The 13,149-nt window shown below is 62.9% G+C and carries 17 protein-coding genes; 8 read left to right on the top strand and 9 right to left on the bottom strand.

Annotated elements, in window-relative coordinates; genetic code table 11:
- Position 1: 1 nt before the first annotated feature.
- Positions 2-442 (top strand): molybdenum cofactor biosynthesis protein MoaE, encoded by a 441-nt coding sequence (locus BMI89_RS02955; RefSeq protein ID WP_078569787.1) that lies wholly within the window; start codon positions 2-4, stop codon positions 440-442.
- Here BMI89_RS02955 and BMI89_RS02950 read toward each other — a convergent pair whose 3' ends face one another.
- A complete protein-coding gene (locus BMI89_RS02950; RefSeq protein WP_078569786.1) occupies positions 443-1,261 on the bottom strand; it encodes a sulfotransferase family protein in 819 nt (272 codons plus the stop codon).
- A 150-nt stretch (positions 1,262-1,411) separates the two neighbouring features.
- Here BMI89_RS02950 and BMI89_RS02945 point away from each other — a divergent pair, with 150 nt between their 5' ends.
- The gene (locus BMI89_RS02945) at positions 1,412-2,986 is read left to right on the top strand and encodes a DUF5928 domain-containing protein (RefSeq protein ID WP_078569785.1); all 1,575 of its coding nucleotides are present in this window, start codon (positions 1,412-1,414) and stop codon (positions 2,984-2,986) included.
- 11 nt (positions 2,987-2,997) lie between these two features.
- A complete protein-coding gene (locus BMI89_RS02940) occupies positions 2,998-3,378 on the top strand; it encodes an HIT domain-containing protein (protein ID WP_075773907.1) in 381 nt (126 codons plus the stop codon).
- Between the two features lie 40 nt (positions 3,379-3,418).
- Here the strand turns inward: BMI89_RS02940 and BMI89_RS02935 are convergent, their stop codons facing one another.
- Entirely contained in the window at positions 3,419-4,405 is a 987-nt protein-coding gene (locus BMI89_RS02935; RefSeq protein WP_078569784.1) for an adenosine kinase, read from the bottom strand.
- Positions 4,402-5,046 carry an endonuclease III gene (nth, locus tag BMI89_RS02930; protein ID WP_075773905.1) on the bottom strand — a complete coding sequence of 215 codons (645 nt, stop codon included), beginning with the start codon at positions 5,044-5,046 and terminating at the stop codon, positions 4,402-4,404. Before nth ends, BMI89_RS02935 begins: the two co-directional genes overlap by 4 nt.
- Before the next feature lie 114 nt (positions 5,047-5,160).
- On the opposite strand from nth, the gene BMI89_RS02925 reads away from it, so the two are divergent.
- The 3 genes from BMI89_RS02925 (at position 5,161) to BMI89_RS02915 (ending at position 7,697) form a co-directional block, all read left to right on the top strand.
- Positions 5,161-6,015, top strand: a complete 855-nt coding sequence (locus BMI89_RS02925; RefSeq protein WP_078569783.1) for a methylated-DNA--[protein]-cysteine S-methyltransferase — start codon at positions 5,161-5,163, stop codon at positions 6,013-6,015.
- 141 nt (positions 6,016-6,156) lie between these two features.
- Positions 6,157-6,837, top strand: a complete 681-nt coding sequence (locus BMI89_RS02920) for an OmpA family protein (RefSeq protein ID WP_075773903.1) — start codon at positions 6,157-6,159, stop codon at positions 6,835-6,837.
- A gap of 98 nt (positions 6,838-6,935) precedes the next feature.
- On the top strand, positions 6,936-7,697 hold the full coding sequence (locus BMI89_RS02915; protein WP_078522464.1) for an FCD domain-containing protein: 762 nt from the start codon (positions 6,936-6,938) through the stop codon (positions 7,695-7,697).
- Positions 7,698-7,780: 83 nt separating this feature from the next.
- On the opposite strand, the gene BMI89_RS02910 is transcribed toward BMI89_RS02915, so the two are convergent.
- From BMI89_RS02910 to BMI89_RS02890, 5 genes are all read right to left on the bottom strand, one after another.
- Positions 7,781-8,338, bottom strand: coding sequence for a F0F1 ATP synthase subunit B (locus tag BMI89_RS02910; RefSeq protein WP_078522463.1), 558 nt, complete (start codon positions 8,336-8,338; stop codon positions 7,781-7,783).
- A 4-nt stretch (positions 8,339-8,342) separates the two neighbouring features.
- On the bottom strand, positions 8,343-8,906 hold the full coding sequence (locus BMI89_RS02905; protein ID WP_078569782.1) for a F0F1 ATP synthase subunit B': 564 nt from the start codon (positions 8,904-8,906) through the stop codon (positions 8,343-8,345).
- A gap of 91 nt (positions 8,907-8,997) precedes the next feature.
- Complete coding sequence (locus BMI89_RS02900) at positions 8,998-9,234, bottom strand: F0F1 ATP synthase subunit C (RefSeq protein ID WP_038144344.1); 237 nt, start codon at positions 9,232-9,234, stop codon at positions 8,998-9,000.
- Between the two features lie 64 nt (positions 9,235-9,298).
- Positions 9,299-10,054, bottom strand: coding sequence for a F0F1 ATP synthase subunit A (locus BMI89_RS02895; RefSeq protein ID WP_093476999.1), 756 nt, complete (start codon positions 10,052-10,054; stop codon positions 9,299-9,301).
- 7 nt (positions 10,055-10,061) lie between these two features.
- Positions 10,062-10,418 (bottom strand): AtpZ/AtpI family protein, encoded by a 357-nt coding sequence (locus BMI89_RS02890; RefSeq protein ID WP_078522460.1) that lies wholly within the window; start codon positions 10,416-10,418, stop codon positions 10,062-10,064.
- A gap of 215 nt (positions 10,419-10,633) precedes the next feature.
- Here BMI89_RS02890 and BMI89_RS02885 point away from each other — a divergent pair, with 215 nt between their 5' ends.
- Entirely contained in the window at positions 10,634-11,050 is a 417-nt protein-coding gene (locus tag BMI89_RS02885) for a metalloregulator ArsR/SmtB family transcription factor (RefSeq protein ID WP_078569781.1), read from the top strand.
- Here the strand turns inward: BMI89_RS02885 and BMI89_RS02880 are convergent.
- A complete protein-coding gene (locus tag BMI89_RS02880; RefSeq protein ID WP_078549087.1) occupies positions 11,047-11,796 on the bottom strand; it encodes an SDR family oxidoreductase in 750 nt (249 codons plus the stop codon). The two genes, BMI89_RS02885 and BMI89_RS02880, sit on opposite strands and share 4 nt — an antisense overlap.
- 218 nt (positions 11,797-12,014) lie before the next feature.
- Between BMI89_RS02880 and BMI89_RS02875 the strand changes: the two genes are divergently transcribed.
- Positions 12,015-13,076 carry a hypothetical protein gene (locus BMI89_RS02875; protein ID WP_078569780.1) on the top strand — a complete coding sequence of 354 codons (1,062 nt, stop codon included), beginning with the start codon at positions 12,015-12,017 and terminating at the stop codon, positions 13,074-13,076.
- Positions 13,077-13,149: the final 73 nt, after the last annotated feature.

Here is a 13,149-nt window from a genome sequence, read left to right as displayed (position 1 = left end):
GATGAAAGTCTCCGTTCAGGCCGAGCCCTTCGATCTGGGCGCAGAGCTTGCCAATTTCGGCACGGGCCGCGCGGATGTGGGCGCCGTCGTCAGCTTCACCGGAATCGTGCGCGACGACACCGGCACGATGGAGGCGCTGGAGCTGGAGCATTACCCCGGCATGACCGACCGCGCGATCGCGGGTATCGTGGATCAGGCGGTCGAGCGCTGGAACCTGTCGGACGTGACCGTCATCCACCGCCACGGACGGCTGGGCGTGGGCGAGCAGATCATGATGGTCGCCACCGCCGCACGCCACCGCGTCGCGGCGTTTGAAGCCGCCGAGTTCCTGATGGATTACCTGAAATCCCGCGCGCCCTTCTGGAAGAAGGAACACGGCCCCGAGGGCACCTCCTGGGTCGCCGCGAAGGATGAAGACGAGGACGCGCTGAAACGCTGGTGATCAGTCGCCCAGCTTGGCGTGCACCTCGTCCAGATCGACCTCGCCCACCGGCATCTTGTTGTCCGGATCGTCGAAATCGTATTGGAACAGCTGGAAATCCTTCTTGTAGATTTCCCAGATTAGGTGCCGCGACAGGTCATCGAAATAATCGCTCACCTTATGCGCGCGCTTCGGCCCGTGCCCTTCGGATTCGTTGAACCGCGGCACCTTGGCCAGATCAACCTTCACCGGCGTCTCGACCGCGTCGAGCACCGACTGCATCCCCTCGTTGAACTTCTCGGTGAAGAAGATGTTATCGTAGCGCCCGCCATTGACGATGAAGGTCGAGATGTGACCCGACATCGCTGACCAGTGAATGTCCGGCTCCATCGGGCGGCGCCAGCGGATCGTGTCGCGCGCGAACAGCAGGAAGCGGCGGAACGAGGCGACCTGATCGAAATCGAAATTGTCCTCCGGCGAGCCGACTTCGATCCCGTATTTCTGGATCAGCTGCGGCACCAGCTTGCCGCGATAGCGTTTGCCGTTGCGCTGGATGCCCGCGATCTTGTCGAAGAAGGACGACAGGATGCGCTGATAGGGATTGCGCACGCAGGTGAAGGCATAGCTTTTATGCGCCAGTACGTTATCGGTGATCGGCGTCTGGCTTTCGTCCTGCGACCACTTATGCAGCCCGGTCTTGGAATCGTGGATGTCGCCGTCGAAGAATTTCCCGTGATCGGAATAGAACATGATCTGCCCGATGGAAGAGCAGGCGCATTTCGGCACGACGCGATACACCATGCTTTCGCTCTCGGTCATCCAGGTTCCGGGAAATCCCATTCAAAGCCCTCCAGAAGGTCGCATACCCGTGACCGGGTAACGCAGACATAATAAATATCGAGTAAAGAGCAAAGAAGTCCTGTCTTTTCAACGCTCATTCCGGCTAACAAGTCGGATAATACCAGCAAGTGACATCGCATCGTTTCCCGTATGGCCCGAATCGCCTTTATTCTTCTGACCCATAAGGATCCCGATGGGATCATCGCGCAGGCGGAACGGCTGACGCAGACGGGCGATTATGTGGCGATCCATTTCGACGCGCGCGCCAAGCCCGAACATTACCGCAAGCTGCGCAGCGCGCTCGATGCCAATCCCAATGTCACCTTCGCGAAAAAGCGCGTCAAATGCGGCTGGGGCGAATGGAGCCTCGTCGCCGCGACCCTGGAGGCGGTAAAAGCCGCCGTCGCCGATTTCCCGCGCGCCACGCATTTCTACATGCTCTCGGGCGATTGCATGCAGATCAAATCGGCCGAATACGCGCATAACTTCCTCGATGCGGAAGAGGTCGATTATATCGAAAGCTTCGACTTCTTTTCGTCGGGCTGGATCAAGACGGGGATGAAGGAAGACCGGCTGGTCTATCGCCACTGGTTCAACGAGCGCAATCAGCCCAAGCGGTTCTACCTCGCCTACAACCTGCAAAAGCAGCTGAAGCTGTCGCGAGAGGTGCCCGGCGATCTGCAGATGATGATCGGCTCGCAATGGTGGTGCCTGCGCAGGCGCACGATGGAGCAGGTGCTCGATTTCATCAAGGCGCGGCCCGATGTGATGCGGTTCTTCCGCACGACCTGGATCCCCGACGAGACCTTCTTTCAGACCATCGTCCATCACCTGATCCCCGAGACAGAGATCCGCACCCGGACGCTGACCTTCCTGATGTTCACCGATTACGGGATGCCCGCGAATTTCTACAACGACCATTACGATCTGCTTCTGGCGCAGGATTACCTCTTCGCGCGCAAGATCAGCCCCGAGGCGCGTGAACTGAAGCAGCGTCTGGGCGAGTTGTGGACCCACGAGGGCGTCGAGTTCGCCGTCTCGAACGAGGGCCGCGCGCTGCATCGCTTCCTCACCGGGCGCGGCCGCATTGGCCGTCGCTTCGCACCGCGGTTCTGGGAGGCGGAGGCGACCTTGGGCCGCGAGCGCACGCTGACCCTGATCCTGTGCAAGAAATGGCATGTCGCGAAACGGCTGGTGGCCGAGTTCCGCAAACGCTCCTCGATCCCGGCGCTCGATTACGTCTTCAACGAGATGGGCCCCCTGCCCGATCTCGGCGGCATCGAGACCAGCCCGGAAAAGCGCAACCGTCACCGCCGCGCGCTGATGCGGATGGTCTTCGACCACGAGAACGCCGACCGCATGGTGATCTGCGTCGATCCCGCCGAACTGGACGTGATCGAGGATTTCACCCGCGACAAATGCCAGACCCGCATCCTCGAGATCGAGTGTCAGTTCTCCGACGACTATCTCAAGGGGCACGCGCAGCGCGTCGGCCTTGCCGGGCAGCATACGCCGCCGCAGGTGGTGGAGCAGATGCTGCCGACGATCCGCGCCGATCTGCACCACGAGTCCGAACGGCTCCGCGATGCCGAGTTCGAGAATTACGCGCTCATGCGCGAGGGTGGCGAGATCGAGGACAACGCCCGCGCGCTGGCCCATGCGCTCGACATCCCTTCCGATATGGCGCAGGAATTGGCCGAACTCGACTACATCTTCCGCGACTGAGGAGAGAGGCCATGGCCTATACCTATGACGATCAGAACATCTTCGCCAAGATCCTGCGCGGCGAGATCCCGAACGACACCGTTCTGGAGACCGAGCACACGCTGGCCTTTCGCGACATCGCCCCGAAAGCGCCCGAGCATGTGCTGGTGATTCCGAAAGGCGCCTATGTCGCGCTCGATCATTTCTGCGCTGAAGCCAGCGATGCCGAAATCGTCGATTTCCACCGCACCGTGGCCGAGGTCTGCAAGATGACCGGCGCGAGCCCGGGCGAAGGCGGCGAGGGTTATCGCGGCATCACCAATGCGGGCGAGAATGGCGTGCAGGAAGTGCCGCATTACCACCTGCACATTCTCGCAGGTCGCCCGCTCGGGCCGATGCTGCTGATGCGCTAAGTCTGGCGGCGCGCCCTAGGCATGGGCGCGCCTAAGAGGCTCAGATGAGGCCGCGCTCTGCAAACAGCGCCTTCACATCGATCTCGGGCCGTGCGCCGTAATGGCCGATCACCTCGGCCGCCGCAGCGCAGCCCATCTTGCCCGCCGTCTCGAGGCTCTGCCCCGTCGCGTAGCCGTAGAGGAAGCCTGCCGCGAACTGATCGCCCGCGCCCGTCGCATCGACCGGCACGACGCGCTTGACCGGGACCGTCGCACGCTCTTCACCACGGATCAGGATCACGTCGTCGCCCGAGCGGGTGCAGACCACCAGCTCGCATTCCTTAGCCGCTTGCTCCAGCGCCGCATCCAGATCGGTCTGGTAGAGCGATTCCCATTCGTGCTGGTTGCCGATCACGTAATCCATCTGGTCGCGTACCAGACGCCGGAAATCGTCGCGGTGACGATCGACGCAGAACGGGTCCGACAGCGCGATCCCCGCCTTGCCGCCGCCACGGTGACATCCCTGCGCCGCCTTCAGGAACGCGGCCTTCCCGTGATCCTTGTCGAAGAGATAGCCTTCGAGGAACAGGATCTGCGTGTTCTCCACCACTTCGAGGCTGACATCCTCGGTCGAGACCTCCGCCGAGATCCCGAGATAGGTGTTCATCGAGCGCTCACCGTCCGGCGTCACGAAAATCATCGAGCGCGAGGTCGGCAGCTCGCCATCCTTCACCGGCGGGTTCGGGAAATCCGTGCCCTCGCCATGCAGAGCCGCCTCGTAGAAACGCCCCAGCGTGTCGTCGCGCACCCGGCCGATAAAGGCCGTCGTGAGCCCGAGATTGCCCAGCCCCGCGATCGTGTTGCCGACCGAGCCACCCGGCGCCTGCGTGCGCTCTTTCATGGCACCGTAGAGCGTCTCGCCGCGTTCACGCTCGATCAGCTGCATGATGCCTTTCTCGATGCCCATATGCTCGAGAAAGCTGTCGTCGCATTGCGCGATCACGTCCACGACGGCATTGCCGATGCCGACGACCTGATACTGTTTCAAAGGTTTTTCTCCTCAAACTGGCACAGATCCTTGATCGGACAGGCCTGACATTTGGGTTTGCGCGCCACGCAGATATAGCGACCGTGCAGGATCAGCCAGTGATGGGCGTGGCGCTGGTATTCGACGGGCACGTTGTCTTCGATGGCGCGCTCGACCGCGTCCACATCCTTGCCCGGACAGATGCCGCTGCGGTTTCCGACGCGGAAGATATGCGTGTCGACCGCCTGCGCGGGATGGCCGAACCACATGTTCAGCACGACATTCGCGGTCTTGCGCCCCACGCCCGGCAGCGATTGCAGCGCGGCACGCGAGGACGGCACCTCACCGTTATACTGATCGACGAGGATCTGGCTCAGCTTGATGACGTTCTTCGCCTTCTGCCGGAACAGACCGATCGTCTTGATATGTTCGGTCACGCCTTCCAGACCCAGCTCCAACATCTTCTCGGGCGTGTCGGCCACGGCGAAAAGTTTCCGCGTCGCCTTGTTGACCCCCGCATCGGTCGCCTGCGCAGACAGCGCCACGGCCACCACCAGCGTATAGGCGTTGACGTGCTCGAGCTCCCCCTTGGGATGGGGTTCCGAGGCTTCGAACCGCGCGAAGACCTCTTTCATCGTGGCATAATCGAATTGCTTGGCCATGCTTTCCTAATGCCCGCCACGCGCGCGAAGGGCAAGGCCGCGCGCAAACCGCAGCTTTCGGGTCGCGCGCCTGACGCCCGCGCCCTAGGATCGACGAGAACCAAGAGGTGCGTGATGAACGACCACAGCGACATTGCCGAGAGCTACCACTATCAGGTCATCGCCCGCGCGCTGGCCGAGATCGACGCAGCACAAGCGGCGGGTGAATTGCTGACGCTCGAAGCGATCTCGGCGCGGCTGTCGATGAGCCCCGCGCATTTCCAGCGGCTGTTTTCGGCCTGGGTCGGGGTCTCTCCGAAACGCTACCAGCAATATCTGACGCTCGACTTCGTGCGTGAGTTGCTGAGCCAGCGCCTGCCGCTCGACGAGGTGGCCGACCGATCGGGACTGTCCGGCACGGGCCGGTTGCACGATCTGGTGCTGCGCTGGGAGGCGATGACGCCCGGGGCGTTTGCCCGCGGCGGCGAAGGCGTCACGATCCGCTGGGGACGGTTCGACAGCCCCTTTGGCCCGGTGATCGCGATGGGCACCGATCAGGGGCTCTGCGGCATGGGCTTCACCGCCGAGATGGGCGAACGCGAAACCTTTGACGATCTCGCCCGCCGCTGGCCGGACGCCCGCTTCACCGAAGACCCCGAGCCGCTGCGTCCTTGGGTCGAGGCCGCGTTCAGCCGCCACGGCGAGGCGAAGCTGACGCTGATCGGCGCGCCCTTCCAGATCAAGGTCTGGGAGGCGCTGCTCTCGATCCCCTCGGGGCAGGTCACCACCTATTCCGACATCGCCGAGGCGATCGGCAACCCCAAGGCCGTGCGCGCCGTGGGCACCGCCGTCGGTCGCAACCCGATCTCCTTCCTGATTCCCTGCCACCGCGCCCTGCGCAAATCGGGCGGATTGGGCGGCTATCACTGGGGTCTGGGCGTCAAACGCGCGATTCTGGGCTGGGAAGGCGCCCGCGCAGAGGCCGATTGAGCGTCCCTCCGCCGCTTCTACCGCCAGATGATGCGCGGATTTCCGCGCTTCACGAAAAGGGCATGGAACCTGCGCGAATTTTACGCGTATCTTCCGGCAAGCCTCGAGACATGGGGCGACCAGAGAAGGCAGAGACAGAACATGACCACCGTTCTCAAGACCAAAACCATTCTTCTGAGCGCCGCCGCTGCGATGGCGCTTACCGCTTGTGTGCCGGGCGGCTACACCGGGGCGAACAACCCCGACCAAAGCCCGAACGCAAACCGCAATGCCGGTGCGATCACCGGTGCGCTGATCGGCGGCGCCCTCGGCGCGAAAAGCAAAGGCGACGAAAAGCTGACCAAAGCCGCAGCCGGCGCGATCGTCGGCGGCGTGATCGGCGGCGCGATCGGTTCGCAGCTCGACCGTCAGGCGCAGGAACTGCGTCGCGACCTGACCACCAACGGCGTCAGCGTCGTGCGTCAGGGCAACCAGCTGATCGTGACGATGCCGCAAGACGTGCTCTTCGCGACCGACAGCGCGGCCGTGCGCCCCGATCTGCAGCGCGATCTGTACACGCTCGCAGGCAGCCTCAACCGCTATCCGGACACCACCGTCGAAGTCGTCGGCCATACCGACAACACCGGCGATGCGGCCTACAACATGCGCCTGTCGCGTCAGCGCGCGCAGTCGGTGGCCAATGTCCTGATCAATGGCGGCGTCCCGAGCTACCGCGTGATCCCGACCGGTCGCGGCGAGGATCAACCTATCGCGAGCAACCTGACCCCCGAGGGTCGTCAGGCCAACCGCCGGGTCGAATTCATCATTCGTCCGAACAACTAAATCGCTCGTCAGAGTGGGAAAAGGGCCGGGGAAACCCGGCCTTTTTTCATTGCCGACGACCCGATCTGGTCATACATCTTTACCACATGGAGGGGTGCATGCCATTTCAGAAGATCGAATCCGAGAAGCTCGCGAATGCTGTCGTGCGCCAGATCGAGCAGCTCATCCTGCAGGGCATTCTGCGCCCCGGTGAGCGCCTCCCCTCCGAGCGAGAGCTGTCCGAACGCCTTGGCGTCTCGCGTCCGAGCCTGCGCGAAGCGGTCGCGGAGCTGCAAGAGTCGGGTCTTCTGACCACACGCGCCGGGGCCGGGATCTATGTCGCCGAAGTGCTCGATTCCGCCTTCTCGCCCGCCCTGATCCGGCTGTTTGCGCGCAACGATCAGGCGCTGTTCGATTACATCTCGTTCCGCCGCGACATGGAGGGGCTGGCCGCCGAACGCGCGGCGCAATGTGGCTCGGATACCGATCTCGCGGTAATCCAGACGCTGTTCTCGCAGATGGAAGCGGCCCATTCCAAGCGCAATCCCACGCAGGAGGCGCAGCTCGATGCGCAGTTCCACATGGCGATCATCGAGGCGAGCCACAACGTCATCATGATCCACATGATGCGCGCGATGTTCGACCTGCTCGCCGAGGGCGTGTTCTACAATCGCTCCATGATGTTCCGGAACCGCGGCACGCGCAGCAAGCTGCTCGACCAGCACCGGGCGATCAACGAGGCGATCCAGCGCCGCGATGCCTCTGCCGCGCGCAAGGCCATCGCGGCCCATATGGAATTCGTCGAAGTCGAGATGGCGGCGATGCGCCGGGCCGAGCGCAACGAGGCCACCGCGCGCTTACGTCTCGAACATAACCGCTGAGCCCACATCACTTCTGAGCCCAAGACAAAGAAAAACCCCGGCCCATCGGACCGGGGTTCTCAATGTCACCCGTTAGGGGGAGATCAGTTCAGGCGCTGTTCGACTTCCGAAAGCGAGCTGTCGATCATCGCGGCACGGTCCGACGCGCTCAGCTGCTTGGCGAGCACGTCACCAGCGGCGGCCACGGCAACCGACACGGCGCGGTCCTTGACCTCTTTCAGAGCCTGCGCCTCGGCCGAGGCGATCTGCTCGTCAGCGGCCTTCAGGCGGCGCTCGATCGAGACCTTCAGGTCTTCCTTGGCCTTCTCGGCAGCGGCTTCGGCGTCACGCTTGGCGGCGGCGACGATCTGGTCGGCCTGCCCCTGCACTTCGCGCGACTTGCGCTCGTAGCTGGCCAGAACCGCCTGCGCCTCGTCACGAAGCTTACGCGCTTCGTCGAGATCCGAGCGGATGTTCGTCGCGCGCTTGTCGAGCATCTTGCCCAGCATGCCCGGCACCTTCGCGTAGAGCACGATGCCCACGAAGATGATGAAGGCGATGGTCACGATGAAGTTCGTGTTCCAAAGCGAGAAGAACGGGCCCGTCGCTGCGAAGGCGGGCTGTGCCGCCACGAACGGAAGGAGAAGCGAGAGTTTCTTCATCGTCTTACCCTTTCAGCCGTTGTTCGACAGCCGCGTTGACAGCCGATGCGTCCGAATTGCCACCCAGAGCCGCGACGATCTCGCCGGCGGTGTCCTTGGCGACCTGATCGACCGCTGCAAGCGCGCCGTCACGGATTTCCGCGATGCGGGCTTCCGATTCCGCGGAGCGTGCCGCGATCTCGGCATCTGCCTTGGCGATAGCCGCGTCGAGGTCCTTTTGGATCTCGGCCTTGGTTTCGCCTGCGATCTTCTGCGCCTGAGCGCGTGCTTCGGCCAGAGCCTTCTCGTAAGCGGCTTCGGCCTCTTCGGCCTTGCGCTTGAAGTCTTCGGCCGCGGCGATGTCACCCGCGATCGTGCCCTGACGATCGGCGAGAACTGCCTCGATCCGGGGCAGTGCGATGCGCGTCAGCAGCCAGTAGATCGCGACCAGAGCGACCACGAGCCAGAAGATCTGGTTCGGGTAGCTCGAGAAGTCGAGCTGCGGCATACCGGCCTTTTGCGCGGCATGTGCCGCGCCTTGGGCCGCATCAGCGGCTGCGTGCGCTGTATTTTGCGTTTCGCTTGCCATGTCGTCCCTCGACCCTGATCACAAATCCCCTTGCGGGTCACGGGATGGGCTCCGAATGAGCCCACCCGCCCTCAAGGAAAAGCGTGCTGGATCAGACGGCGAACATCAGCAGCAGCGCGACGAGGAACGAGAAGATCCCGAGCGCTTCTGCGAAGGCGATGCCGATGAAGAGGGTCGCGGTCTGGCCAGCGGCCGCCGAGGGGTTGCGCAGTGCGCCCGACAGGAAGTTGCCGGCAACGTTGCCCACACCGATAGCCGAGCCGCCCATGCCCATGCAGGCCAGACCAGCGCCGATGTAAGCACCCATTTGAACGATATTGCCTTCCATTGTCGTAACTCCTTGAGGTTGGAAGTGGCAGAAATTTGGTGAACTGGTTCGATCCGTTATCCGGTCAGTGTGCCGGGTGAAGCGCGTCGCGCAGATAGACGCAGGTCAGGATCGTGAAGACATAGGCCTGAATGAAGGCCACGAGAACTTCGAGCCCGTACATCGCGGTGATCGCGAGGATCGACAGCGGGGTGACGGCGATGCCGACGCCCGAGAACAGGATCAGCGGCGCGAAGGCGGCGAACACTTTCATAACCGCGTGGCCAGCCATCATGTTGCCCGCAAGACGAATGGAGTGGCTGACGGGGCGCACGAAGTAGGAGATGATCTCGATGATCGCGAGGATCGGGCGCAGCGCCAGCGGCGCCGAGGCCACCCAGAACAGGCTCAGGAAGCCCGCGCCGTTCTTGACGAAACCGATCACGGTCACCGCAACGAACACGGCGATCGCCAGCAGACCGGTCACAGCGATATGCGAGGTCGTGGTGAAGCCGCGCGGCAGCAGGCCGAGGAAGTTCGAGAAGACGATGAACAGGAAGACCGTGAAGATATAGGGGAAGAACTTCAGAGCGTCCTTGCCCGCCACGTCTTCGACCATCTTGTGAATGAAGCCGTAGGACAGCTCCGCGATCGACTGGGCGCGCGAGGGCACCACAGCGCGGCCGCGGGTGCCGATCACGAGCATGAAGAAGATCGCCAGAACGGCGATCGCCATCCACAGCGTCGCATTGGTCGGCGTGTACCAGTGAACCGGGCCATCGCCGAAGAGGGGCTTAACGATAAACTGATCCATCGGGTGAAAGGTCAGTTCACTGCGCATTTCCTGTTCAAGAGTTGCCACGGTCGTCTTCCTCTTCATCGGCCATGTCGGCCGCACGCTCTTCGTTCATTTCCTTGGCCGAGCGAAGCATCACCTTCACCCCGGCCGCGAGCCCGAGAAGCGTGAACAGCACCATCATCCAAGGCATCGTGCCCATAAGCACATCCAGCCCGTATCCGATGCCGAAGCCGATCCCCAGCCCCGAAACCATTTCGATCACCATACGCCAGGCCATATTCGCCTGGGACAGATGATGATCGGCACGTTGCGGAGGCGGCTCTTGCGTCTTCCTCACTGCCGCAAGCTTCTTCTCAAGCGCTGCGAGGCGCTCGGGATCGGGCTCGTCGGAGCGGTGATCAGGCATGGTTCGGCCCCCACTCAGGTCTCAGCCGTGATAGCCGCGCCCCCCGCCTGAGTCAATTCCGGATAGGCCCCTGAAAGCACCCCACAACCCATTGATCCGTAACGATTTTGAAAATAGGCATCAAATTCGCGCCGCGCCAAGCTCACGCAAATGCGAGCAATCGTATATTCAACCGATCGGTTGACGTTTATCGCGGGGCGCCCCATCAAGGAGCGATGCTACCGCCGCCCACCCCATCTCTCGATGCGATCTTCGCCGCGCTCGCCGATCCGACCCGGCGGACGATCCTGACGATGTTGCTCGAAGACGACATGGCGGTGACCGACGTAGCCGAGCCCTTCGAGATGTCGCTGGCGGCCGTGTCCAAGCACCTCGCGATCCTGACCAATGCCGGGCTGATCTCTCAGGAGAAACGCGGCCGGGTGAAATGGTGCAAGCTGGAGCCGCTCGCGATGTCCGCCGCCACGACATGGATCCAAGGATTCGGTCAGTTCGAGCCGCTGGATTTCGACGCGTTCGAGAAATTCCTCGAAGCTGAACTGGCGCAGATCGAGATCGAGCCAGAAGAAACCGGGCCGGTGGAGAATGGGCAAAGCGACGCGCCGCCCGGCAGCGCGCCGCAACACGATTAGATCGAGCCCGCCTCGACCATGTAGTTGTTCGCGGTACACATCGCCGCATCGTCCGAGGCGAGGAACAGCACCATCCGCGCGACATATTCCGGCTGGATCAGATCGGGCAGGCATTGGTTGCGACGATGATCCTCCAGCGCCTCGGGCGTGGCCCAGAGCGTTTTCTGCCGATCCGTCATGATCCAGCCCGGCACGACCGTGTTGACCCGGATGCGATGCCCGCCCAATTCGCGTGCCATCGTGCGGGTCAACCCGTGCACCGCCGCTTTCGCCGTCGCATAGGCCGGAAAGCCGCTGCCGGCCTCCCACCAAGAATTCGACCCCATATTGATGATCGACCCCGCGCCTTTCGAGATCATGTCCGGCGCAACCGTCTGGATCGCGAAGAACATGTGGCGCAGGTTGGTGTGCTGGCGCTCGTCCCAATACTCGGCATCGATCTCGCGCCAGTCGTGGCGGTCGTCGCGCGCGGCATTGTTCACCAGCACATCCGCCGGGCCGATCTTCTCGCGCAGCCGACCCAGCGCCTCTTTCATCGCGGCAATGTCGCGCAGGTCGCACAGCTCGTAATCGACGCCGAACCGTTTCGCGATCGCCGCGCTGCCCTCCGCATCGCGGTCGAGAAACCCGACCTTCGCCCCCTGCGCGGCGAAGCCTTCGACGATCAGCGCCCCGATCCCCGAGGCGCCCCCGGTCACGATCACGGATTTGCCCTTCAGGCTTGGATAGTTCGCGAATTCCGGCATCTGCTCCTCCTCTTTTCGCGGCGAGCATCGCGCCCGACGCCACGACTGTCCAGACGGCGGCGACGGGGCCTGCGTCACAAATCCTTCGCCCCGGCGTCAGCGGGCTGTCACAGCCCGGGGTATTATGACGCCCGAAGCCCCGAGCCGACGACCCGCCGTCCGACGCGGCACCTCGCCCTCAGGGCCTTCGTCACATCAAGTCACTTTTGGGGGTATAAATGCCACGCCTTTCCCGTTCGTTCACGCTGTCCGCAGCGCTCACCGCTGCCCTTCTCTCGACCGCGCTGGTGGCTCCGGCCCATGCGCAATCCGCCTCCGATGCGGGCGTTCTGAAGGTCGCGCTCTGGGGCGACGAATTCTACAGCAAGGATCCCGAGGAGAAGGCGAACTGGATCGACCAGACCGTCGCCTCGATGAACGATCACGACCTCGACTTCACGATCTTCGCCGGCGACACCAAGAGCGGCAGCAGCGAATGCACCGATCAGGCGATCGGGGCGGACGTGCAGGCGATCTTCAACCGCCTCGACATGCCGACGCTCTACGCCCTCGGCGACAATGAATGGGTCGACTGCCACCGCACCAACAATGGCAGCTACGACCCGGTCGAGCGGCTCTCTTACCTGCGCAAGACCTTCTTCGATGCCGCGAAGTCGCAGGGTTCGAACCCGATCGACGTCGAACGTCAGGGCGCCCCGGGCGAAGCCTACAGCGAGAACAGCCGTTTCGAGCGCAACAACGTGATGTTCGTCGCCCTCAACGTGCCGGGCAGCAACAACAACCTTGTCGCGACCGACAAGCAATGCACCAAGAAGTCCGACCGCACGCAGGCCGACTGCGATGCCGCGACCGCGGAATACGAGGCGCGCAACCCGAAGAACGTGGAATGGCTCAAGGCGTCCTTCGCGAAGGCGCGCGAGAATAACGACGCGGGCATCCTGATCGACATTCAGGCCGACATCTTCTTCCCGTTCGAACTGAGCGACGGCGGCTACGAAGACGACTTCCTGCCGACGCTCGACGACAAGAACGGCTTCACCGATTTCTACAAGACCCTCGTCGAGGAGACGCATAACTTCGACGGTCAGGTCCTGCTGGTCCACGGCGACTCGCATTACTTCAAGGTCGACAAACCCATGCTCCAGCCCGATAGCCGCAGCACCGCGAACTTCACCCGCGTCGAGGTCTTCGGCAGCAGCGACAACAGCTGGGTCGAGATGACGGTCGATCCGAAATCCGATGGCGTGTTCTCGTTCCAACCCGTGGTGCTGAAGCAGTAAGCCGCGCCTGTCGTGGGAGATCGCCGGTTCTCAGGCAACTCACACCAACCTTTGAGACACGGGCGGCGGTTCA

Origin of the sequence: Thioclava sp. F36-7, from assembly GCF_002020075.1 — a bacterium.
Lineage (GTDB): Bacteria > Pseudomonadota > Alphaproteobacteria > Rhodobacterales > Rhodobacteraceae > Thioclava > Thioclava sediminum.
The sequence above is the reverse complement of the archived record's forward strand: the minus strand, read 5'-3'. Positions and strand labels throughout refer to the sequence as shown.

Excerpts from the sequence above, each read along its gene's own strand:
- BMI89_RS02955 (WP_078569787.1), top strand. The coding sequence starts at position 2 with ATGAAAGTCTCCGTTCAGGCCGAGCCCTTCGATCTGGGCGCAGAGCTT.
- BMI89_RS02950 (WP_078569786.1), bottom strand. The coding sequence starts at position 1,261 with ATGGGATTTCCCGGAACCTGGATGACCGAGAGCGAAAGCATGGTGTAT.
- BMI89_RS02945 (WP_078569785.1), top strand. The coding sequence starts at position 1,412 with ATGGCCCGAATCGCCTTTATTCTTCTGACCCATAAGGATCCCGATGGG.
- BMI89_RS02940 (WP_075773907.1), top strand. The coding sequence starts at position 2,998 with ATGGCCTATACCTATGACGATCAGAACATCTTCGCCAAGATCCTGCGC.
- nth (WP_075773905.1), bottom strand. The coding sequence starts at position 5,046 with ATGGCCAAGCAATTCGATTATGCCACGATGAAAGAGGTCTTCGCGCGG.
- BMI89_RS02925 (WP_078569783.1), top strand. The coding sequence starts at position 5,161 with ATGAACGACCACAGCGACATTGCCGAGAGCTACCACTATCAGGTCATC.
- BMI89_RS02920 (WP_075773903.1), top strand. The coding sequence starts at position 6,157 with ATGACCACCGTTCTCAAGACCAAAACCATTCTTCTGAGCGCCGCCGCT.
- BMI89_RS02915 (WP_078522464.1), top strand. The coding sequence starts at position 6,936 with ATGCCATTTCAGAAGATCGAATCCGAGAAGCTCGCGAATGCTGTCGTG.
- BMI89_RS02910 (WP_078522463.1), bottom strand. The coding sequence starts at position 8,338 with ATGAAGAAACTCTCGCTTCTCCTTCCGTTCGTGGCGGCACAGCCCGCC.
- BMI89_RS02905 (WP_078569782.1), bottom strand. The coding sequence starts at position 8,906 with ATGGCAAGCGAAACGCAAAATACAGCGCACGCAGCCGCTGATGCGGCC.
- BMI89_RS02900 (WP_038144344.1), bottom strand. The coding sequence starts at position 9,234 with ATGGAAGGCAATATCGTTCAAATGGGTGCTTACATCGGCGCTGGTCTG.
- BMI89_RS02895 (WP_093476999.1), bottom strand. The coding sequence starts at position 10,054 with ATGCGCAGTGAACTGACCTTTCACCCGATGGATCAGTTTATCGTTAAG.
- BMI89_RS02890 (WP_078522460.1), bottom strand. The coding sequence starts at position 10,418 with ATGCCTGATCACCGCTCCGACGAGCCCGATCCCGAGCGCCTCGCAGCG.
- BMI89_RS02885 (WP_078569781.1), top strand. The coding sequence starts at position 10,634 with ATGCTACCGCCGCCCACCCCATCTCTCGATGCGATCTTCGCCGCGCTC.
- BMI89_RS02880 (WP_078549087.1), bottom strand. The coding sequence starts at position 11,796 with ATGCCGGAATTCGCGAACTATCCAAGCCTGAAGGGCAAATCCGTGATC.
- BMI89_RS02875 (WP_078569780.1), top strand. The coding sequence starts at position 12,015 with ATGCCACGCCTTTCCCGTTCGTTCACGCTGTCCGCAGCGCTCACCGCT.